General features: G+C 64.4%; 21 protein-coding genes and 1 tRNA gene. 6 read left to right on the forward strand and 16 right to left on the reverse strand.

Annotated features, from left to right (window positions below):
* Positions 1-7 precede the first annotated feature (7 nt).
* Genes SE92_RS03625 through SE92_RS03645 form a run of 5 tightly spaced genes read right to left on the reverse strand, consistent with a single transcriptional unit; the run spans position 8 to position 5,827 of the window.
* Positions 8-784 carry a TatD family hydrolase gene (locus SE92_RS03625; protein ID WP_063194506.1) on the reverse strand — a complete coding sequence of 259 codons (777 nt, stop codon included), beginning with the start codon at positions 782-784 and terminating at the stop codon, positions 8-10.
* 12 nt (positions 785-796) lie between these two features.
* Positions 797-2,785 (reverse strand): methionine--tRNA ligase, encoded by a 1,989-nt coding sequence (metG, locus tag SE92_RS03630; protein ID WP_084251747.1) that lies wholly within the window; start codon positions 2,783-2,785, stop codon positions 797-799.
* Positions 2,786-2,832: 47 nt separating this feature from the next.
* Positions 2,833-3,879 carry a DNA polymerase III subunit delta' gene (locus SE92_RS03635; protein WP_063194507.1) on the reverse strand — a complete coding sequence of 349 codons (1,047 nt, stop codon included), beginning with the start codon at positions 3,877-3,879 and terminating at the stop codon, positions 2,833-2,835.
* A complete protein-coding gene (gene tmk, locus SE92_RS03640) occupies positions 3,876-4,562 on the reverse strand; it encodes a dTMP kinase (RefSeq protein ID WP_063194508.1) in 687 nt (228 codons plus the stop codon). The genes SE92_RS03635 and tmk overlap by 4 nt, the downstream gene beginning before the upstream one ends.
* Positions 4,563-4,564: 2 nt before the next feature.
* Positions 4,565-5,827, reverse strand: a complete 1,263-nt coding sequence (locus SE92_RS03645; protein WP_063194509.1) for a D-alanyl-D-alanine carboxypeptidase family protein — start codon at positions 5,825-5,827, stop codon at positions 4,565-4,567.
* A 152-nt stretch (positions 5,828-5,979) separates the two neighbouring features.
* Here SE92_RS03645 and SE92_RS03650 point away from each other — a divergent pair, with 152 nt between their 5' ends.
* Positions 5,980-6,933 (forward strand): alpha/beta fold hydrolase, encoded by a 954-nt coding sequence (locus SE92_RS03650; protein WP_063194510.1) that lies wholly within the window; start codon positions 5,980-5,982, stop codon positions 6,931-6,933.
* On the opposite strand, the gene SE92_RS03655 is transcribed toward SE92_RS03650, so the two are convergent.
* A complete protein-coding gene (locus SE92_RS03655) occupies positions 6,930-7,856 on the reverse strand; it encodes a septal ring lytic transglycosylase RlpA family protein (RefSeq protein WP_063194511.1) in 927 nt (308 codons plus the stop codon). The two genes, SE92_RS03650 and SE92_RS03655, sit on opposite strands and share 4 nt — an antisense overlap.
* Before the next feature lie 803 nt (positions 7,857-8,659).
* Here SE92_RS03655 and SE92_RS37345 point away from each other — a divergent pair.
* The gene (locus tag SE92_RS37345; RefSeq protein WP_283806755.1) at positions 8,660-8,788 is read left to right on the forward strand and encodes a hypothetical protein; all 129 of its coding nucleotides are present in this window, start codon (positions 8,660-8,662) and stop codon (positions 8,786-8,788) included.
* Between the two features lie 24 nt (positions 8,789-8,812).
* On the opposite strand, the gene SE92_RS03660 is transcribed toward SE92_RS37345, so the two are convergent.
* Entirely contained in the window at positions 8,813-9,046 is a 234-nt protein-coding gene (locus SE92_RS03660; RefSeq protein WP_157095835.1) for a hypothetical protein, read from the reverse strand.
* 264 nt (positions 9,047-9,310) lie between these two features.
* Positions 9,311-9,631, reverse strand: a complete 321-nt coding sequence (locus tag SE92_RS03665; protein WP_063203326.1) for a DUF1476 domain-containing protein — start codon at positions 9,629-9,631, stop codon at positions 9,311-9,313.
* Between the two features lie 254 nt (positions 9,632-9,885).
* Here SE92_RS03665 and SE92_RS03670 point away from each other — a divergent pair, with 254 nt between their 5' ends.
* On the forward strand, positions 9,886-10,110 hold the full coding sequence (locus SE92_RS03670) for a hypothetical protein (protein WP_063194513.1): 225 nt from the start codon (positions 9,886-9,888) through the stop codon (positions 10,108-10,110).
* A gap of 45 nt (positions 10,111-10,155) precedes the next feature.
* Here the strand turns inward: SE92_RS03670 and SE92_RS03675 are convergent, their stop codons facing one another.
* The 3 genes from SE92_RS03675 to SE92_RS03685 form a co-directional block, all read right to left on the reverse strand.
* A complete protein-coding gene (locus SE92_RS03675; RefSeq protein ID WP_063194514.1) occupies positions 10,156-10,347 on the reverse strand; it encodes a hypothetical protein in 192 nt (63 codons plus the stop codon).
* A gap of 167 nt (positions 10,348-10,514) precedes the next feature.
* Entirely contained in the window at positions 10,515-11,180 is a 666-nt protein-coding gene (locus SE92_RS03680; protein ID WP_063194515.1) for an endonuclease/exonuclease/phosphatase family protein, read from the reverse strand.
* Positions 11,180-13,420 carry a VTT domain-containing protein gene (locus tag SE92_RS03685; protein WP_245324437.1) on the reverse strand — a complete coding sequence of 747 codons (2,241 nt, stop codon included), beginning with the start codon at positions 13,418-13,420 and terminating at the stop codon, positions 11,180-11,182. Before SE92_RS03685 ends, SE92_RS03680 begins: the two co-directional genes overlap by 1 nt.
* Positions 13,421-13,516: 96 nt before the next feature.
* On the opposite strand from SE92_RS03685, the gene SE92_RS03690 reads away from it, so the two are divergent.
* Complete coding sequence (locus SE92_RS03690; protein ID WP_063203328.1) at positions 13,517-14,125, forward strand: sll1863 family stress response protein; 609 nt, start codon at positions 13,517-13,519, stop codon at positions 14,123-14,125.
* Between the two features lie 109 nt (positions 14,126-14,234).
* Here SE92_RS03690 and SE92_RS03695 read toward each other — a convergent pair whose 3' ends face one another.
* Positions 14,235-14,972 (reverse strand): DUF7168 domain-containing protein, encoded by a 738-nt coding sequence (locus tag SE92_RS03695; RefSeq protein WP_063194516.1) that lies wholly within the window; start codon positions 14,970-14,972, stop codon positions 14,235-14,237.
* A gap of 1,119 nt (positions 14,973-16,091) precedes the next feature.
* Between SE92_RS03695 and SE92_RS35570 the strand changes: the two genes are divergently transcribed.
* Both SE92_RS35570 and SE92_RS03705 read left to right on the forward strand, forming a co-directional pair.
* The gene (locus SE92_RS35570; protein ID WP_157095067.1) at positions 16,092-16,286 is read left to right on the forward strand and encodes a hypothetical protein; all 195 of its coding nucleotides are present in this window, start codon (positions 16,092-16,094) and stop codon (positions 16,284-16,286) included.
* Between the two features lie 52 nt (positions 16,287-16,338).
* Positions 16,339-17,106, forward strand: a complete 768-nt coding sequence (locus SE92_RS03705) for a hypothetical protein (protein WP_063194518.1) — start codon at positions 16,339-16,341, stop codon at positions 17,104-17,106.
* A 1-nt stretch (position 17,107) separates the two neighbouring features.
* On the opposite strand, the gene SE92_RS35575 is transcribed toward SE92_RS03705, so the two are convergent.
* The 4 genes from SE92_RS35575 to ilvD form a co-directional block, all read right to left on the reverse strand.
* Positions 17,108-17,443, reverse strand: coding sequence for a hypothetical protein (locus SE92_RS35575; RefSeq protein WP_157095069.1), 336 nt, complete (start codon positions 17,441-17,443; stop codon positions 17,108-17,110).
* A 90-nt stretch (positions 17,444-17,533) separates the two neighbouring features.
* Positions 17,534-17,623: transfer RNA gene (locus tag SE92_RS03710), tRNA-Ser, on the reverse strand.
* Positions 17,624-17,935: 312 nt separating this feature from the next.
* Complete coding sequence (locus SE92_RS03720) at positions 17,936-18,259, reverse strand: hypothetical protein (protein WP_063203329.1); 324 nt, start codon at positions 18,257-18,259, stop codon at positions 17,936-17,938.
* 345 nt (positions 18,260-18,604) lie between these two features.
* A complete protein-coding gene (ilvD, locus tag SE92_RS03725) occupies positions 18,605-20,455 on the reverse strand; it encodes a dihydroxy-acid dehydratase (protein ID WP_063194520.1) in 1,851 nt (616 codons plus the stop codon).
* Positions 20,456-20,645 lie beyond the last annotated feature (190 nt).

The following is a 20,645-nucleotide window of genomic DNA, read 5'->3' on the forward strand; positions in this document are numbered from 1 at the left end:
TCCAGTTTCAAGCCTTCACCTTCGAGAACAGGCGGAAGAAGTTTTCGCTGGTCTGGCGCGAGATCTCGTCGAACGATACGCCGCGCGTTTCGGCCAGCACCTTTGCGACCTCGACCACATAGGCCGGTTCGTTGCGTTTGCCCCGGAACTTGCCCGGCGCAAGATAGGGCGAATCCGTTTCGACCAGGATCCGATCGGACGGCAGCTCGGCCGCGAGCGCGCGCAAGGCCTCCGACTTCTTGAACGTCAGGATGCCCGTGAAGCCGATATAGAGCCCGAGCGACACCGCCTTCAGCGCCAGCTCGCGTCCGCCGGTATAGCAATGCAGCACGGCACGAAACGATCCCTTGGCCGCCTCCTCTTCCAGGATGCGGGCGCAGTCCTCGTCGGCTTCGCGGGTGTGGATCACCAGCGGCAGGCCCGTCGCGCGGGCGGCGGCGATGTGGGCACGAAAGCCCCTCGCCTGCGCCTCCGGCGAGCCGTTGTCGTAGAAATAGTCAAGCCCGGCCTCGCCGAGCGCGACCACTTTGGGATGTTGCGTGAGTGCGACCAACTCGTCCGGCGGGATGCCGTCCTCCTCATCCGCGTGGTGCGGATGAGTGCCGACCGAGCAGTAGACGTCGTCATAGCGTTCGGCGATCGCGAGCAAGCCCTGTAGTCGCCGCACCCGCGTCGAGATCGTCACCATGCGGCCGATGCCCGCGGCTCGCGCGCGCGACACGATCCCGTCGAGATCTTCCGCAAAGTCCGGAAAATCCAGATGGCAATGGCTATCGACCAGCATCGCGCGAACGTCCTAGGCTGCCGGCTCGATGTAGCGCGGGAATGCCGGCGTCGGCGCCGGCAAGGTCGAGCCCGGCGCGATCCGCCTCGCGCCGCCGAGCGTGGCGAAGCTACGCTCGGTCGCGGGAATGCCGAGGCTGTCGAGCAGCAAGCCCGAGGCGGTCGGCATCGCGGGCTGCGCCAGGATCGCGATCTGGCGCACGACTTCGGCGGTGACGTAGAGCACCGTCTTCTGCCTGGCCGGATCGGTCTTGGCGAGCGCCCACGGCGCCTCACCCGCGAAATAGCGGTTGGCCTCAGCAACGACGGCCCAGACGGCGTTGAGCCAGTGATGGATCTGCTGCGTCGCCATGGCCGCGCGTGACGCGGCGACCATGCCGTCGGCCATCGCCAAAATCGCATTATCGTTGTCGCTGAACTCGCCGGGCTCGGGCAGCACGCCGCCGAGCTGTTTTGCGATCATCGACAGCGAACGCTGCGCAAGGTTACCGAGATCGTTGGCGAGGTCAGCATTGATGCGCGCCACGATGGCCTCGTGGTTGTAATTGCCGTCCTGTCCGAACGGCACCTCGCGCAAGAAGAAATAGCGCACCTGGTCGACGCCGTACTGGTCGGCGAGGTTGAAGGGATCGACGACGTTGCCGACCGACTTAGACATCTTCTCGCCCCGGCTGAACAGGAAGCCGTGGGCATAGATCCGCTTCGGCAGCGGAATCCCGGCCGACAGCAGGAACGCCGGCCAATACACCGCGTGGAAACGGATGATGTCCTTGCCGATGATGTGCACATCGGCCGGCCAGTAGCGCCAGTTCTTGTCGCCCTCATCGGGGAAGCCGACGCCGGTGATGTAGTTGGTCAGCGCGTCGACCCAGACATACATCACGTGCTCTTCGTCGCCGGGCACCTTCACGCCCCAGTCGAACGTGGTGCGCGAGATCGAGAGATCGCGCAGGCCGCCTTTGACGAAGCTCACCACCTCGTTCTTGCGGGAGTCCGGCCCGATGAAATCAGGGTGATCCGCGTAGAGCTTCAGCAGCTTGTCCTGGTACTGCGAGAGGCGGAAGAAATAGCTCTTCTCCTCGACCCAATCGACCGGCGTGCCCTGCGGTCCGAGCCGGACGCCGTCGTCGTTCAGGCGCGTCTCGTCCTCGGCGTAATAGGCTTCATCGCGCACCGAGTACCAGCCGGCATAGGTGTCGGCATAGATGTCGCCGTTCGCCTCCATGCGCCGCCAGATCTCCTGGCTGGAACGGTGATGCTGCTCCTCGGTGGTTCGGATGAAGCGGTCGAACGACACGTTCAGGCGCTCGTCCATCTCCTTGAAACGGCCGGCATTGCGGGTCGCCAGCGCTGCTGCGGTCATGCCCTCACCGGCCGCCGTCTGCACCATTTTTTGACCGTGCTCGTCGGTGCCGGTCAGGAAGAACACATCCTTGCCGTCGAGCCGCGCAAAACGCGCCAGCACGTCGGTCGCGATCGCCTCATAGGCGTGGCCGATATGCGGGCTGCCGTTGGGATAGGCGATCGCGGTCGTGATGTAGAAGACGTTGTCGCGCGCGGGGGCGGCAACCGGCGTCGCGGCTTGCGGAGCTGCGGCGGGCTTTGGAGCAGGCGGGGCCTTCGGTTGAGAGACCTTGGGTTTAGAGACCTTGGGCTTTGCAGCCTGCGGCGGAGCGACGACGGGAGCCGGCGCGGCGACGACGGCCGGCGCTGCGGCCTTCTTGGCTGCTTTCTTCGCAGGGGCCTTGGCGGGCTTTTTGGCGGCCGCTTTCTTCGAAGCCTTCTTGGCGATGACTTGCTTCTTCGCAGCCTTCTTTGCCGGCTTCGCTGCGCCCTTTTTCCCACTCCTCGTGGTGGTGGCCTTCTTGGTCGTCTTGACCTTCTTGGCAGCTTTGCGCGTCAGCGCCTTCACAGCCTTCTTCGTGGCTTTCTTGGCAGTCTTCTTGGCCGCCTTCTTCGCAGCCTTCTTGCCCTTGGCGGTTTTCTTAGCTCGCGTTGCCACGACGAATTCCTTTACGGCTTCTCGAATTTTTTGAATCGAATCTGCGCCTAGCGCGTTGCGTCCGCCAGCCAGCCGAACACCGAGAAAACCAAGGGCTTGCGCTCCAGATTGTAGGTTTCGGTGTCGCGCGCGGCGCGGACGATCTTTTCCCATACCTCAGCTAGACGCGCAAGGCGCGGCAGGTTCTGGTTGGCATTGGCCTCGTCCGCATGCAGGCGTTCGGCGATCCAGCGATCGATGCCGTCGATGAAGGCGGCGAGCGCGACGCGGTCGCTGGTGCCGAGCGAATCGCCGAGCGTGTGCAATTCGCGCGGATCGACCTGCGGCAGGCGCGCGAGCAGCGCCGCCGTACGCTGCTGGAGTTTCAGCGCATCGCCACCCAGCAGCGTCAGGGCCCGTGCGACGCTGCCCTCGGAGGCCTCCGCCGCCTCGCGCAGCGCGGGATCGTTCGGATCGAGCTCGGCCGCCGAAGCCGCCGCGCCAATCACGTCATCGGTGACGAGCGGTCGCAGCCGCAGCTTGCGGCAGCGCGACTGGATGGTGGCGAGCACGCGCGCGGGCGCGTGGCTGACCAGCAGGAACAGCGACCGCTGCGGCGGCTCCTCGAGAATCTTCAGAAGCGCATTGGCCGCGTTTGGATTGAGCTCGTCGACGGTGTCGACGATGCAGACACGCCAGCCTTCGGCCGCCGCGGTCGAGCCAAAGAAGCCGATCGTCTCGCGCGTTTCGTCCACGGTGATCACGGTGCGCATCACGCCGCGGTCATTGGCGGTGCGCTCCAGCGTCAGCAGGCCACCATGCGAGCCGGCCGCCACCTGCCGCGCCACGGCGTCATCAGGATCGATCGCAAGGTCTTCGGCGCGCTGCACGGCTTCCGCCAGCGGCTGGCCGTGGGCGAGCACGAAGCGCGCCATCCGGTAGGCCAAGGTTGCCTTGCCGATCCCTTGCGGTCCGCCGATCAACCAGGCGTGCGGGATTCGCCCGCTGCGATAGGCCGCCAGCAGCGCCGCCTCGGCGTCGCGATGGCCGAACAGCCTCGATGTCTCGCGCGGGTGCGGAATGGCGCTGTCGCGCTCGGTCTGACGCGGGCTCATGCGGAAACCACCGAGGCCGGCGTCGGAAGCAGATGCTCGCGCAACGCCGTCCAGACGCGGGCCGCAACCGTGTCCGGATCGGAGTTCGCGTCGATCAGCACGCAGCGCGCGGGATCGTCCGCAGCGATCTTGCGATAGGCCTCGCGCAGGCCCTGGTGGAAGCTCAGCTGCTCGCTCTCGAACCGGTCAGGCGTGCCGCTGCCGCGGCGCGCGGCGGCGCGCTGCAGGCCGATCTCGACTGGCAGATCGAGAATGATGGTGAGATCAGGCTTGAGATCACCGATCGTGACCCGCTGCATCGCGTTGATCAGCCCGGCCGGCACGCGGCCGAGGCTGCCCTGATAGGCGCGCGTGGAATCGGCGAAACGGTCACACAGCACCCACGTGCCCTGGTTCAGTGCAGGCAGGATCACGGTACGGACATGGTCATCGCGCGCGGCGGCAAACAGCAGCGTCTCCGCCTCGGGACCGAGCAGCCTGCCCATGCCCGACAGCACCAGATGACGCATGATCTCGGCGCCCGGCGAGCCGCCCGGCTCACGCGTGACCCGGATGCGCAACTTTGCTGCCTTGAGGCGGTCGGCCAGCCTCTTGATCTGGGTCGACTTGCCGGTGCCCTCGCCGCCTTCAAAGGTGATGAAGCGTCCGCGCCCGGACGGTCGCTGTGCCACGCTCTCACTCATGGTCAGAGCTTCTCGGCGCCCGCGCGGAACATGCCGATCACGAGCTCGCTGGCGCCGTCGATCGCGCGTCGCACGGTCGAGCCGGTGCCGACCGCTTCGGCCGCATAGACCGGCGTCTCCACCGCGATGTTGCCGCTGCGCCAGACCCTGACCACGCCGACCCGCTGGCCGGCCTCGACCGGCGCCCGCACCGGGCCGCTATAGACAACGCGCGCAATCAGCTTGTCGCTGCCGTTCTTGTGCACCATCACCTTCACCGGCGTCTTGGCGACGAGCTTGACCGAGCGGCTCTCGCCGCCGAACACCTTGGCGTAGCCGACGGGCTGCTCGGCCGCGATCAGCGTGCGGGTCTCGAAATTACGGAACCCCCATTCCAGCATCTTCTTGGCTTCGGTGGCGCGATCCTCGGGGTCTTCCAGGCCGTTGACGACGACGATCAGCCGCGTGCCGTTCTGCACCGCCGAGCCGACCATGCCGTAGCCGCCTTCCTTGGTGTAGCCGGTCTTGAGGCCGTCGGCGCCTTCCATCGAATTGAGCAACGGATTGCGGTTGGGCTGGCGGATCTTGTTCCAGGTGTACTCCTTCTCGCCGAACAGTTTGTAGAACTCGGGAAAGTCCAGGATGATGTGGCGCGCGAGCACGCCGAGCTCGCGCACCGTCATCTTGTTGGCGGGGTCGGGCAGCCCGTTGGAATTGCCGAAGGTCGATTTGGTCATGCCGAGCTCGCGGGCGCGCTTGGTCATGAAGTCGGCCGCGAAGATCTTCTCGTTGCCGGCCATGGCCTCGGCGAGCGCGATACAGGCGTCGTTGCCGCTCTGGATGATCGCGCCGTGCAGGAGATCGTCGACCGAGACCTTGCTGTTGATGGCGGCGAACATGGTCGAGCCGCCCGAGGGCGCGCCGCCCCGGCGCCAGGCGTTCTCGCTGATCCGGTACTCGTCGGTCAGCTTGATGTCGCCTTTCTTGATGGCGTTGAAGACGACCTCTGCCGTCATCAGCTTCATCATGCTGGAGGGCGCGCGCAGCTCATCGGCGTTCTTCTCGAACAGCACGCTGCCTGAGGACGCCTCGATCAGGATCGCGGTCGGGGCATCGCCGTCGAAGCCGGAATCCTCGGTTTTCTTCGCGCCCTGGACGCTCTGGTTGGCGGCCAGAAGCGCCCCGCTCCAGCCGACGCTTCCCACCAAAATCATCGCCATCAGGCCGCGCGCCAGCGCTCCGGCGGTGAAGCGGATGCGTCGAAGCGAAGAAGGACGAAATGCCATGGCCAAGCCCTGAGAGCGGCGTTCTAACAGCTGGAACCGGGGCGAACAACACGAGGTTGGACGCCTGCCGCGAGATTGCACGATTCTCGCCGCGCCCCTATCGTGGCGCCTCATGTTTCGCGACCAAACCCCTGAAACAAGGCGGAAAAGCGATGTCCTCAACCCGCGTGATCAAGACCAACGGCATCGATCTCTTCATCCGCGAAGCCGGCCAGGGTCCGCTGGTGGTGCTGTGCCATGGCTGGCCGGAACTGTCCTACTCCTGGCGCCACCAGATCCCTGCGCTGGCCGAGGCCGGGTTTCACGTCGTCGCCCCCGACATGCGCGGCTACGGCCAAAGCGCGGCGCCGCCTGACGTGGCCGCCTACTCGATCTTCGACACGGTCGGCGATGTGGTCGGTCTCGTGCAGGCCCTCGGCGAGACCAAGGCGATGGTGGTCGGCCACGATTGGGGGGCGCCGGTGGCCTGGCACGCGGCGCTGTTCCGGCCCGACATCTTCACGGCGGTCGCGGGCCTGAGCGTTCCGCCGCCGTTCCGCGGCCGCGGCAAGCCGCTCGACCTGCTCCGCCAGGGCGGCGTCACCAATTTCTACTGGCAGTATTTCCAGGCGCCCGGCGTCGCCGAGGCCGAGCTGGAGCGCGACGTCGCCCACACCATGCGCATCGTGCTCGGAGGACGGGGCCTGGCCGATCCCACCGCCGCCATGTTCGTGCAGGAGGGCCAGGGCTTTCTCAGCCACGCGACCGCCGAGGAGCCGCTGCCCGGCTGGCTCAGCGAGGCGGATCTGGCCTATTTCACCGAGAGCTTCCGCAAGTCCGGCTTTCGCGGCGGACTGAACTGGTACCGCAACATCGACCGCAATTGGGAGCTGACGGCGCCCTGGCAGGATGCGCAGATCCGTCAGCCTTCGCTGTTCATTGCCGGCTCCAAGGACGCCGTCATCACCGGCCTGATCGGCGCCAAGCGCGTCAACGAGCTCGAGCGCGTGCTGCCCAATCTCAAGCGAAAGCTGATCATCGAGGGCGCCGGCCATTGGGTGCAGCAGGAATGCGCCGAGGAGGTCAACGCAGCGCTCGTGAAGTTCCTGAGGGAGAGCGCGGCCTAATAGAGCCCGCGGCCGCTCAGAATGCTGCGGGCCTCGGCTGCGCCGTCGGCCGATGAGGGCGCGCTCTCGGCGGCGTAGCGGCCGTCTTCCTCATAGGACACCGCGCGGGCGTTCTGGACCGCCCGGCCGCGGCTGCGGCTCGAGGCCGACATTTCCGAGGTCGCATTGAGCGAGGCCATGTCGGCGGAGGTGTTGCCGAGATTATAGGGCCGCCCCTCCGGCATCGGCACGTCGCCGCGAATGGCGCTGCGGCTCGATCCCGGCAATTCCGGCACGAAGGGCTTTGCCGAGGCGACCCGGACCATCGAGGGCGACGGCGCCGGCACGCCGGTGCGCAGGGTTGCCAGAAGCTGACGGTCGTCGGAGCCTTCCAGCGGCGCCCGGCCGACATATTCGACACGGACCTTGGCGACACCATTTCCTTTGAATTCAAGGAGTTCGGCGGCCTTGTTCGAGACGTCGATGAGGCGGTTGCCGTGATAGGGTCCGCGGTCATTGACGCGGACGATCAGCGACTTGCCGTTTGAGACGTTGGTCACCCGCGCGTAGGACGGCATCGGCAGGGTCGGATGCGCCGCGGTCAGCGAGGTCATGTCGAACACTTCGCCGTTGGCGGTCAGGCGACCGTGGAAATCGTCGCCGTACCAGGACGCCATGCCCTCGGCGCGGTAGTTGACGTCCTCCTCCGGCACGTAGGTCCGGCCAGCCACGACATAGGGCTTGCCGACGCGGTAGGTGCCGCCGCCCTTCGGGACCGGCTCGCCGAAAGCCACAACCCGGGGGCTCGAGGACACGCCGTATTTCGGATCGACGCGGCTGGCGAATTTGTTGGAGGAGGCGCAGTTGGCAAGCACAACGCAGGTCGCGACCGCCGCAACACCGCGTGCGGCCCGCAAAACCGAATCTGACCGTCGGATCCCCATGCGCCCCAAATACCACTTTGCCGGAGGCGCACCCATCCCGCTTTGGCTACGGGGAGCGCTGTCCGGTCGTCTGATCCGAGCCGGCCCACCACCGTCTCGGAAGCAGTAACGATAACGCAACCCGAACACGGCGGAAATGGGGAGCCCACAGCGATCCCGCCGGGATGGTAAACGGGACGTTCGCATTTTTCCGTTGTTCTACGGAGCGATGGCGCCTGCTCTGTGCCACGGCTGGACATTCTGTTGCGCCAAATCCTCACTCCACCCCCATTGTCGCTGCCCTCATTGGAATTCTTTTGACTGTGCAAGGCCGCACGCGCTTTCTCGAATGCAAGGGCGGGATTTGGAATTTAACGATGATCGAGACGGTTTCGGCACTGATGGGTCTGGTAAGCGCGGGGATCTTCCTGGCCCATGCGTTTGAAGGTTACCGCACGAGGGCCTGAAGGCACTCGCGCGAACGGCAAGCATCACCTCTTTCAAGACGGCGCGTTCGGCGAATTTTGATCGATCCGACCGAGCATCGAAGACGAGAGCGGCAGGTGTCCCATGCGCAACCATGACCTGGTATCTGACAGCTTCCTGGCATTGACTGCGGGCGGTTTGGTGCTGCTCTGCTCGAGCCTCGTGGCACTGGCCTTCGCCTGAACGTCGGCGCCGCTTTCCCGTTTTCGAACCACACCACCAGCGCGATGCAGCATCGCAATCCCCTGGGATTGCTCTACTCCCGTTTAGTTGATTGAATTTCCGCATTCGACGCCTCGACTCATTTCAAGAGGCCCTCACCAACGAAGGTGACGCAAATGCTTGCCGAGAAGTTTTTCCTGGTTCTGGAATCCCTGATCCGTGGCGACCGCACCTATCCGGACGGAAGCCCCCGGGTGATCAGCACGTCCCAGCACATCCCGGTGAAGCTGGCTGGTCAGAATTAGCCCGCACCGTCAGGCTGCACGCCCTTAGCGCAGGCCCAGCAGGGAGCGACGATATAGGCCGTCGCGGGCTTCGTTCTGGCAGACGAAGCTGCCGTCGAACCCCAGGCCGTACCGCTTCTGCCCCTTGCGGTAGTAGACCCCTTTCTTGAAGTTGAGCCAGACCACCTTGTCGCGCGGACAATGACGCTGCGCCTGCGCCTCGTAGCGAAACGGCGTCAGAGGCGTCGCCGAGACCTCGGTGGAGCCGGCGCCAACCATGAGCACACCGGCGAGTGCGATCCCGCTGGCCCATCTGCCGAAGCTTCCCCTACTCACTCCCCGCCTCCCGATCCGGCCGTCGCACGATGGCCGCGAGGCACGCTAGCACGAAACGGATCATGATGAGCGTGCCGGCGCTGATCGGCGTCGTGATGATCTCGAACCATCACCTTCATCCTCTCGGCGATCGGCATTGCCTTCGTCGACAGGCTCAGCGATTCCGGAATGCGCAAGCACGCCGAGTGAGGCGCAACGGATCGCCGTCTATTGCTTGTCTGCTTCGAGCTGCGCCAGCGCCTGATGCAGGCACTCCTGGAGCTTCAGCGCGACCTGCTCGCGCGCAAGGCCCGTGCCGGCAAGATCGTTCGCCACCTTGTCCAGCACCTCGTCCATGGTCCGGTCTTCCAGATGGTCCGTTACCAGCCTCGTCGCATAGCTGGCCGCGGCATCGCCGCTGAGGCCAAGCCGGCCTGCGGCCCAGAGACCGAGCAGCTTGTTGGACCGGGCGGTGGCCCTGAACATGAGCTCCTCGTCGTGGACAAATTTGGCCTCAAAGCCCTGCTCGCGCTTGTCGAACGTGGTCATGGTCAGCTCCATTGCGCTTTCGCTGATGAGGGTCGGACTGACTGGGGCAAACGCCTCCGTGGTTCACGATGGTTTGGGACCATTCGAAGCTTCCGGCGGAAGCCAAACGCCGTCAAGCCTGCCGTCAGCCCCGGCCGGCCACGGGCATGCCCGCACAAGCCCGGCGCCAGCCAACCCGGCCAAGCTGAGATTGTTTACCATTTGTTAAGCAGACTCAGCGCCGCATAGGCTTGGGACACACCGAGAGCTGACGCATGAACAAAGAGCTGCGGGAGTTTCGACGGCTTGAACGGGTCTGCCTGGAGCAGGCCGCCCTCTCCACCATGGACCTGACGCGAACAGGGCTGCTCAAGGTCGCCGAGGATTGTCGGGTCGCGGCCGAAGCGATCGAGGCACGAATGCCCCGCGGCGCCTTCGCGGGAGCCGTCCAGGCGCTCGTCCTGGCCTTGAGTTCAACGCGGATGTCGAGCCGGCTCTAGCCGCCAGCGCCCGCCCGAAGATGTGCTGGCGCAGGGCGCGCGAGATCAGCCTTTCGGCGCCGCGGCTTCGCGCGCCAGCCGCTCGGCCTTCAGCCGCTCCTTGTTGGCGTAAAACGCCTTCTGCGCCTCTTCATGGTCGCGCATGGCCTTTTCGGCCTCGACTCGGCGTGTCGCATCGCGCGCCTGGCGCTGCTCGGGGGTCAGGGGTTTGCGTCGGAATGAAACGTCTTCAGTCATGGCCGGATAACGCGGCCGTGAGGAAAAAGTTCCTCGTCTGGCCGACTGTGCTCAACCAAAATTCGAAAAACAACCCCATGCACAGTAGCCATGTAGTTGTAAAATAACTCGTTTTTTCGAGGCGTCGCGAACGCCGATTTGCGCCGTCGGGCAAAACAGCGACATCGCTAGATCTCGATGTCTGCAATGACAGGCAAATGGTCCGAATAGGCCCTCGCCGCCGTGTCGGTCCATACTTTCCCGATCGGGCTGTCGGAGGTCGCATAGATCCGGTCGAGCCGCATCAAGGGCAAAGCCGACGGGAAAGTTCGCAGCCGCGTCCGGTTCGGGCAGACTTGCGCCAGCACGCGCCGAACCGATCTCACCCAGAACCAGTCGTTGAAATCGCCAAGGACGACCGTCCTGGCCGGCTTGACCAGGCTGACCAGGGCCTGGGCCTGCGCATAGCGCTCGTGGATGCTGAGGCCAAGATGCGTGGCGACCACGCGCACGTGACCGGCCGGCGTCAGCAGGCTTGTCGCGATGGCCCGCCGCGGCTCGCGCTCCCGGTAGGACACGTCGACGATCTCCGGCTCACCTGCGAACGGAAACCGGCTCAGGAGCATCTGACCGTAGTCGCCATCCTTCGTGACGATCGACTTGGCGTGAACGCGATGATCGCCGACGACGCTCGCCAGCTTCACGAACGGATCGTCCGAGCGCGACCGCGAATCCACCTCCTGAAGCGCGACGACATCAGGGGTCCATTTGCGAACGATCGAGCAAACCCCTTCCAGATCGAACTTCGGATTGAGGTTGAACGTGCCGTGGACATTCCACGTCATGAAGCGCATCAGCGCCTCCCGGCGAGCCAGGTGGCGACGAACTGCGCGACCGCGCAGACGCCGAGCCAACCCAGGAACGCCAGCACGAGCAGCAACATGCTGCTCCAGGATGCATTGCGCGCCAGATCCGCGATCTGGGCCCCCAGCACGGCCATGGCAAGAATACCGGGCGTCATGCCGAGCGCGGTCCCGATGAGGAAGTCGCGTAGCGGCAACGTGCTCGCGCCGGCCACGACATTCACCAGCGAGAACGGTGCGACTGGTACCATCCGGATCACGACCACCGCCAGTATGCCCTTGCCGACGACGCGGTCCTGGATTCGTGCGGCACGCCGTCCGAGGAGTCGCTGAAGCCGCTGTCGTCCGAGTGCCCGCCCGATCACGAAAAGGACGAAGGCGCTGAGCAAGGCGCCGGCGGTCGCGGTGACGAACCCCAGCCACGGCCCGAGCGCGGCCGCCGTTGCGGCGATCAGCACCAGCACCGGAAACACCACCAGCCCGCCGAGCACAAAAGCCACGATCGCCAGTGGCGGTCCCCAGCCGGAGTGCGAATAGGTCGACAGCAAGGTCGAAAGGCGCCCCGTGTCGGCAAGGCCGCTGAGGGATGTGTACGACCACGCCATCGCCAGGCCCAGGAGCGCCACCGCGATCGATACGATCCCGATGACGGGCTTCGTGTTCCACATGCGCGAAGCCGCGCGCTCGAAGTACAAGGGATGCTCGGGATCCGCCACCGGCTGGACCATGGTCGCGAGCGTGCTGGTGATGACCGAGGCCTCCACGCCCCGCAGCGTCTTCGCGCCGCCGGCTTTCGACACTTCGTCGAGCAGAGCAAAGAGATGATCGTCGTTCTGCGCGACGCGTCGTTCGTCGAGGCCGCAGAAATGCGCGATCAGGCGCCGGCGAACCGACGTGATGAACGTCCGATGCTCGTCGGATGCGGCTTCGAAGATCAGGTCGCATTCGCTGTCGGCGCCCATCGACCGGTTGTTCAGATTGGCCGAACCGATCCGCAGGATCCTGTTATCGACGATCATGAGCTTGCTGTGCACCATCACGGCCGCTTCCTGATCCCCGTCGCATGAGACCGGATGGACGAAACGGATCCGCTCGGCCACGCCCGCCTCGCTGAAGCACGCGATGAAAGCCCCGCGGCCGTTCTGCATGGCCTGGGATTCCAGCCACGAGGAATGCAGTTTGGGAGCGACGACCAGAACCCGAAGCGACGGCACGCGTTGCATCTGCTCCGCCAGCACTTCCGCGATCCCGGTGGCGCTGGTGAACTGGTTCTCGATGTAGATGAAGCTGGTCGCGGACCTGATCGCCGCAATCAGCGAGCGTTCGACCTCCCGGATGGTCGATCCTGCGGGGCAGACCACCTCGGTCCGGGCGATGCCCACGGGCATCTCCTCGGCCTCGACCGCCACGTTCGACGGCCAGCGCGTGCCCTGCGGCGCGGGCCGATCAAGCGTCTGTTGGCCTGCCGCGCGCCAGCGGGCCTCCGCGAGCTCGAACACCGAGGCGGCCGCGTCCCCGTCGACCAGGCATTGCACGTCATGAAACGGGGGATATGGCTTGCCTTGGGGATCGCAGCGCGCGGCGAGCTTGGCGCAATGCTCGCTCGTGTCCCAGCGCCGGATCGTCAGATCGAGCCCGCCGACGAATGCCAGCGAACCGTCGATGCAGACGATCTTCTGGTGCTGCGCCGAACCGAACGGAAGCGTGGAATCCAGCACGAACTGGACCCGGCCCTCGGTATCTTCGGTGAATTTCGCCGCGGAATTCCATTCACGTTCGGAGGCGTAGAACGAAACAAAATCCCAGACCAGAATGTTGATCCGCAAGGCGGGCCGGCGCTGAACCAGGGCGCGCAGAAACGGGCCGAACTGGTCCGGCAGCCCGTCATCGGCCTTCCCGGATGCGCCCACCAGCCTGGTCTCGCTATGGATATCCCACCCGACGATGTAGACGAGCTTCTGCGCATCGAGCAGCGCCGTGCGCAGGGCCGCGAAATAAGCGGCGGCATCGTTGAGAACCGCCACGCGCCGCGCCTTGCAGCGCCGCCAGACGGTGTCGCCGGGGATCAGGGTCGATGAACTCTTGAGCAGGGGGACCTCGCAAATCGCGTTCGCGGCTAAACGCGCTGAGCGCTCAACGGGTTCCACACTGAAGAGGCGCGCGCTGGTCGACGCGACGCCAAGCGCTCCCCTTTTGCACCGGCGTCGATGCGGCTTTGCGCGGCGCGGCAATCGCAATTGCGTGAGACCGCAACGTCATTGAGACATGTCAATACCAGCAAGCCCAAGCTCTGGGATCGTCACTCCGGCAAGCAGATGGAGACCACCATGTCACAGCAGAGCAGCGTGCACTTCTACCTCAATTGGGCCAAGGAGCGGATCGACGAGATGGATGCCGCCCTCGCCTCCTTCGAGGTCAAGGCCGGCCAGGCCAAGGCCGAGTCCAAGGTCAAGACGGATCAGCTGCTGCAGGATCTGACCAAGCGCCGTGATGAATTCAAGGCGATGCTCAAGACCCAGGCCGAAGCAGGTGAAGCCGCCTGGGCGAGCGCCAAGACCGACCTCGACAAGCAATGGGCCGGCTTCGAAGCGCAGGTGAAAACCTACTTCGAGGGCGCCGGCAAACAATTCGAGCAGCAGCAGGCGACGTTCAAGGACGTCGCCGCGGCTCAAGCCAAGGCCTGGCGCGAAGCCGCGGACAAATTCCGCGAGGCCGCCGGCAAGGTCGCCGTAGCCCACACCGGCGATGTCGATGCCGCGCTCAAGCAGATGAAATCCGACGCGTCCGAGGCAGAGGCGCGCCTGCAGAAGCTGAAGCAGGCCGGGAGTGAATCGTGGACGGTGCTGAGTGCGGCGCTCGCCGAGTCCCGCAAGGCGTTCGATGAGGCGAACAAGGCGGCGTGGGAGGCGTTGAAGGGCGGCAATGTGAAGAGCTGAGGTTGTGGTTCGTCGAACCTGCCCACTCAAAAGAGGATTGTAGGAGTGCGCTTGGCACGGCTGAGGCTCATACGCCCCTTTCCTGCCGTCACACGCGGCGGTGGCTCAATCAGGGCTGACGCCAACCTGACCGCGATCCGCCAACCCCGGGATTGATGGCCAGCGACGCTCCAGCAGCGCCGCCGGCTTCATAGGCCGTCATCGACACCATCCGGCCCGTGCTGCGCTGGCTCCGAAGCTTGAGGTCGAGCTTGTCGAATTCTGTGTCGACCACCGAGGTCTTGAGGACGACCAGCCCGCGGCCAGTGCTCTCGTTGACCTGATCGCGACCGGCCTTGATCGCCACTAGCTTGTCTGCGATCGACGTCACCATTCCGAGCGCGAAGGAGGCATTGGCCAGATGCCGCTCCTGGTGCCGAAACCTGCTGTAGTCGACCGAGGTCTTGAAGCGCCCAAGCTCGGCGCGCACGGCGCCGTCGATCAATTCGGCCAGATAATGCGCGACCTCGACATCCGCGCCGAGACCAAAGAACACATAGCTGTTCTCGCCGGCCACATTCTTCTCGCGCCAGACCCGGCAATCACAGAAATGGGCGATCGCGCCGATGCAGTCGTCCAGCGGAATTCGCTTCTTGCGATGGGTCTCGAAGACCCTCCGTTCGCACGGCGAGGCGCGCAGCTCGACGTCCGAGAGCGACAGATCGTGCCGATCCAGAAGCTCGGCGACCTTGGCGGCGGCCGACAGCGCCTCGTCCTCGGTGCAGCCATTGGCGATCGTCTTGGCGCGCAACGCCTGAATGCGGAGCTTCAGCTTATCGAGCGCGGCCGGAGTGGAGGTTTGGTTCACGGATTACCTGTCTGGGAGGCATGGCCAATGGATCGCGGTCGGATAGACTGGCAGAAGGGCACCACCTCTCCTCCTTGCCTTCACGATCGGGCATCGGACGGCGGTTGGTAGAAGGCTGTCATCATAGAAGGACATGGAATGTCGAATAGACGGTGGATGATCATCCTGCTTGTTACCGTGCTCGCTGTTGGCTCGATCGTGGCGGGCGCTCGGTACTATCTAAGCAGGTGCCATGGCATGGACGCGTGCGCAGCCGCCGAAGCCGAAAGCCATGAGCGCGATAAGCCAGCCGAGCCGCAATAGTTTTTTTGGGTGCAAGGACACGATCGTTTTTCGGTCGAAGAATCAGATCGACGCATCTTGCGCTAGGCCCATCAACCTGATGCGGCGCGCGCCTATCTATCGAGCCGACTGGCGCGGGCAAATCTCAACGTTTCCGCCCGTGGGCACTGCACCACCAGCGATGCCGGTTCGATATTCCAGCCGGCATCCACTTTTTACCGGACGACATCCTCGCGCGTCGCAAAGCACCTGTGCCGTCGCGGTCACTGCATGTCGTGCCGAAGTCGGCGCAGCAAATGTTGTGGTCATGCCGCCTAAGACTGCGAGTAATATCAACGCGATCGTAGCCAAAAAACGGTTGATCATCGCATCATCCCTTGCGCACTTACTGTCCTCATCAGATGCCATTTAAGATTGCAAGGGAACCAGGGTCAAGACGTGAACGCTACTGCCCGCATAAAGCCCGTGAGGTTTCAGCGCCATCCGTTGGCGGAAGGGGTGTCAATCGAAGGGTATTGAATTTTCAAAGCTATTTCAATTTTCTACGGTTCAACCCACGCCCTACCCCACGTCTGACTTGGATATCGCTTGGTCAATCCCCATTTCAATCTGGTGCGTGGGAGAGAGCGAGATGGCAACAATAGATCTGACCGAAGAAGACATTCGAGTTTTGCAACATATCGCTGAGCGTGGCGAAGCTGGAATCACGACCGATCGGGCGGTGCCTCGCTATCGCGTCTTGGCCAAGGCTGGTCTTTTGGAGCACCAAGCGGTCAGCTTGGACGCCGAGTGGTTCGGGTTGTCAGACCGGGGCCGCGGAGCGTTGGGAGACGTTGCATGACCGGTTTGAAAATTGAGTGGCAACCGATCGCCACGGCGCCACGAGATTTAACTATGGTGCGGCTGCGGCTGGAAAAAGGCGTCGGAAACAATCGTGAACCGATCGAAACAACCGGTCAGCACGTAAGCGGGGCATGGGCTGAGGTTCCCAATCGTGGTTTGATGCATCCGACCCATTGGGCGCCACTCTAACGGATCTCTTCGGACTCGTTCACTTCCTCGATCGTTCAAGATCAACCTCGTCATGGACTTCCCGCAATCGACATTGGAAGAAATCGCCGACAGCGAGCTGCAAATGGTGCTCGCCGCTGAAAAACGATTTGGGCAGCACTATGTCAATGCGCGGGCGGCGTCGGTGTTCTTGTCCCGCTGCGTGATCGGCATCGATCACGACCGAATGATCTTCGCGCGTTATTTCGCGTTGATGAAAAAGTATCACATGCTTGCGTTGTTGTCCGTGGTCCGGCGGCACAAGGTGCAAGCAATGATGGACCTTCGGCAGGTGCTTGAGGCGGGGGCCGCAGCAGCGTTTGCAATTGCAAATCCTGAAAACGAGCACTTCTTTGAAGTCGACGAAGACAACATCATCACTAGCGACCCGAAACTTACTGTGAGACGTTATCGATGGCTGGAGCAAAACTGCAAAGCGGTTTCAGATAACATCAAGGCAAAGAAAGGTTTGATCAACAATCAGCAAGCCCACGCTAACGTCGTAAGCACGGACAGCGTTTTTGGGATTGCCCAGGACGGTGAGATGGTCGATGCGCCGTTCTTCGACGCAGAAGACCCACACTTCGTGAAGATTGACCTTTGGCTGTCAGCATCCGTCGCACTGGATGTGATGGATTTGTTCTACGGAGTGAACCAGGGACGCGACGTCATCACGTTCATGGACCACTTCCCCGAGTTCTTTACGCGATTACAGAGCGATACCGAGGCGCTGCGGCAGGAAATTATGGCGACAGACCGGGCTCAAGCTGCGCTCGTTAAGGGCATCCGGACAAAGCTTTAGGCTAAGACCAAAGCCGACGGGTGATGTTCAAGAGGCCAGCGAGCGGCACACCGATCAAGACGCCGCCGACGCCATAGGCGATCCCGAGCAGCGCCGCCGTCCAGGGCCCTAAACTGGTGGCCACCCCATACACGGCGCCGATCGCGCCGAGCATCCCGGCAATTACGAAAATGTTGCGGTCGTTACGCGCCTCGACGTTGGGGATAGGTGTCCGCTTACGACCAAGCGTTGGCGGGCCAGCCAAGTGCTTCGAACCACAACCGGGACACGCAGTAGCGTTGACCGACACCGCGTGTCCGCAGTCGAAGCAATTGATAAGTTTGAGAACCTGGCCCATATGCTCGATGTTAGGGCACAAAAGATCCAGTGTCGACGGGGGCCGAATTTCAACGCCGAGCTTCCTTGGGCACCGCCTCAGCGTCGCAGGTGGCGGAAGGGGTGGGATTCGAACCCACGGTACCCTTGCGGGCACGCCGGTTTTCAAGACCGGTGCCTTAAACCACTCGGCCACCCTTCCAAGCCCGGAACGCCTGTCGCTTAACGCAGTCGACCGCACAAGGCAACGCGAAGTTGGGCCCTCGCCTCGATCCCATCCGCCCGCCGGTCTGTCAGGCGAGCGTCAGCCTGTTCCTCTAGCTTGGCGGCAGTCTCGGTGCTGTCTCGCGCCGACGTCTCGGCAATCCGAACGCTGGCGACATCTCCCAGGGCGTCGCCGGTTGCGAGGCCCGGGCAGGATTGGTCTCCATGGCCGGGCCTCGTTTTCGGCACGCAAAAGAAAACGGCGCCCCGCGAGGAGCGCCGTTCGAAACCGATCTCTGTTACGTCGTCCTCAGTACCCGCAGCTCGCACAGCCCATCTGCACCGGTGCGTAATAGGAATACCCCGGCGAGACCATCTCGACGCGCTGGCGCGTGGCGTATTGCGGCGGGATTTGCTGATACTGCACGCTGGGCGGCGCGACCATCACGGTCTGCGGCACCATCACGGTGCGATACTGCGCCGGCGTGCGATGCGCGACCACGGAGCCGGGCGACACCATCACGGTCTCATCGACGGTGCGGTATTGCGGGGCGACGTATTGCTGCTGGTAGCAGGTCTGGCATGGCGGCGGTGCGTAGCAATTGTAGCAGCCGGCGGAGGCAGCCCCCGTCATGGAGATCGCGGCGACGGCGGTGGAGAAAACAACAGCAAGAGTACGCGACATGATGTGGTGCCCCGATTGCCCGAAATGGATTTGCGAAGGTGGCCGCATTATACGCCGCAAAATCCAGCGCCGCTGAAGTTCATCGGGGCATCCTTAATGCGAACGGCCGGCTTGCGCCGGCCGTTCAGGACTTGTTGACCATCGATGCTGGCGCGACGACCCGATGAGAAGCCCGGATGGAGCGCAGCGCAATCCGGGACCGGTCTCTCGTCCGGTCTCGCACTTGCCCCGGATTGCACCAACGGCGCGGCGCTTAACGCGCCGACCCGTTGGCTCCATCCGGGCTACAAGGGCTTACTTCCCGCGCCGCTTCACCTCGCGCACCGCGCCGCGGGCGGCGCTGGTGGTGAGCGCGGCGTAGGCCTGCAGCGCGGTCGAGACGTTGCGCTTGCGCCCCTGCGCCTGCCAGGCGGCATCGCCCTTGGCCTCTTCCGCGGCGCGGCGCTTGGCCAGCTCCTCGTCGGAGACTTCGAGCGTGATGCTGCGGTTCGGGATATCGATGGCGATGATGTCGCCGGTGCGCACCAGACCGATGTTGCCGCCCTCTGCGGCTTCCGGCGAGAGATGGCCGATCGACAGGCCGGACGAGCCGCCGGAGAAGCGGCCGTCGGTGACGAGCGCGCAGGCCTTACCGAGGCCCATCGATTTCAAATAGCTGGTCGGATACAGCATCTCCTGCATGCCGGGGCCGCCGCGCGGGCCTTCGTAGATGATGACCACGACCTCGCCGGCGACGACCTTGCCGCCCAGGATGCCTTCGACCGCGGCGTCCTGGCTTTCGAACACGCGCGCGGGGCCGGAGAACTTCAGGATCGAGGAATCGACGCCCGCGGTCTTCACGATGCAGCCGTCCTGCGCGAGGTTGCCGTAGAGCACGGCAAGGCCGCCGTCCTTGCTGAAGGCGTGCGCGAGATCGCGCACGACGCCCTTCTCGCGGTCGGCGTCGAGCTCGTCGTAGCGGCGCTCCTGGCTGAAAGCGACTTGCGTCGGGATGCCGCCGGGCGAGGCGCGGAAGAAGGTGCGGACGGACTCGCTCTTGCTGCGCTTGATGTCCCAGCGCTCCAGCGCATCGTTCATGGTCGGGGCGTGCACGGTCGAGACGGAGGTGTCGATCAGCCCGGCGCGATCGAGCTCGCCGAGGATGCCCATGATGCCGCCGGCGCGATGCACGTCCTCGACGTGGACGTCGGCGACGGAGGGCGCGACCTTGCACAGCACGGGCACGCGGCGCGACAGCCGGTCGATGTCCTTCATGGTGAACTTCACCTCGCCCTCATGGGCGGCGGCGAGCAGATGCAGCACGGTGTTGGTGGAGCCGCCCATCGCGATGTCGAGCGTCATCGCGTTCTCGAACGCCTTGAAGTTGGCGATGTTGCGCGGCAGCACGCTGGCATCGTCCTGCTCGTAGTACCGGCGGACGATATCGACGACGGTGTGGCCGGCCTCGACGAACAGGCGCTTGCGGTCGGCATGGGTCGCCACGACAGTGCCGTTGCCGGGCAGCGCCAGGCCAAGCGCCTCGGTGAGGCAGTTCATGGAGTTGGCGGTGAACATGCCCGAGCAGGAACCGCAGGTCGGGCACGCCGAACGCTCGATCACCTTGACGTCCTCGTCGCTGACCTTGCTATCGGCCGCGGCCACCATGGCGTCGATGAGGTCGACCGCCTTGGTCTTGCCGTCGAGCTTGACCTTGCCGGCCTCCATCGGGCCGCCGGAGACGAACACGACGGGAATGTTGAGGCGCAGCGCGGCCATCAGCATGCCGGGCGTGATCTTGTCGCAATTGGAGATGCAGACCATGCCGTCGGCGCAATGCGCGTTGACCATGTACTCAACGCTGTCGGCGATCAGCTCGCGCGACGGCAGGCTGTAGAGCATGCCGTCATGGCCCATGGCGATACCGTCATCGACCGCGATGGTGTTGAACTCCTTGGCGACGCCGCCGGCCTGCTCGATCTCGCGGGCCACGAGCTGGCCGAGGTCCTTGAGATGGACGTGGCCGGGCACGAACTGGGTGAAGGAATTGACGACCGCGATGATCGGCTTGCCGAAATCACCGTCCTTCATGCCGGTCGCGCGCCAAAGGCCGCGGGCACCCGCCATGTTGCGGCCGTGGGTGGTGGTGCGGGAGCGATAGGCTGGCATGGCGGTTTCCGTCCTCGGGTTTGCGGCGCAGAGCGGGAAAATCTGGTGCCGCCTCAGGCCTTTGTGGCCGGATAGCGCAGCCGGGGAACGCGCGCAACGGGAACTTGGGGCGGACAGGGCTCCCCTGCTCCCGGCGCGGGCTGTCTCGTGCCCCGGACGCAGCGCAGCGTCGTCCTGGCGATGGTGCGCT

Source organism: Bradyrhizobium sp. AT1 (assembly GCF_001590795.1).
Classification (GTDB): Bacteria; Pseudomonadota; Alphaproteobacteria; order Rhizobiales; family Xanthobacteraceae; genus Bradyrhizobium.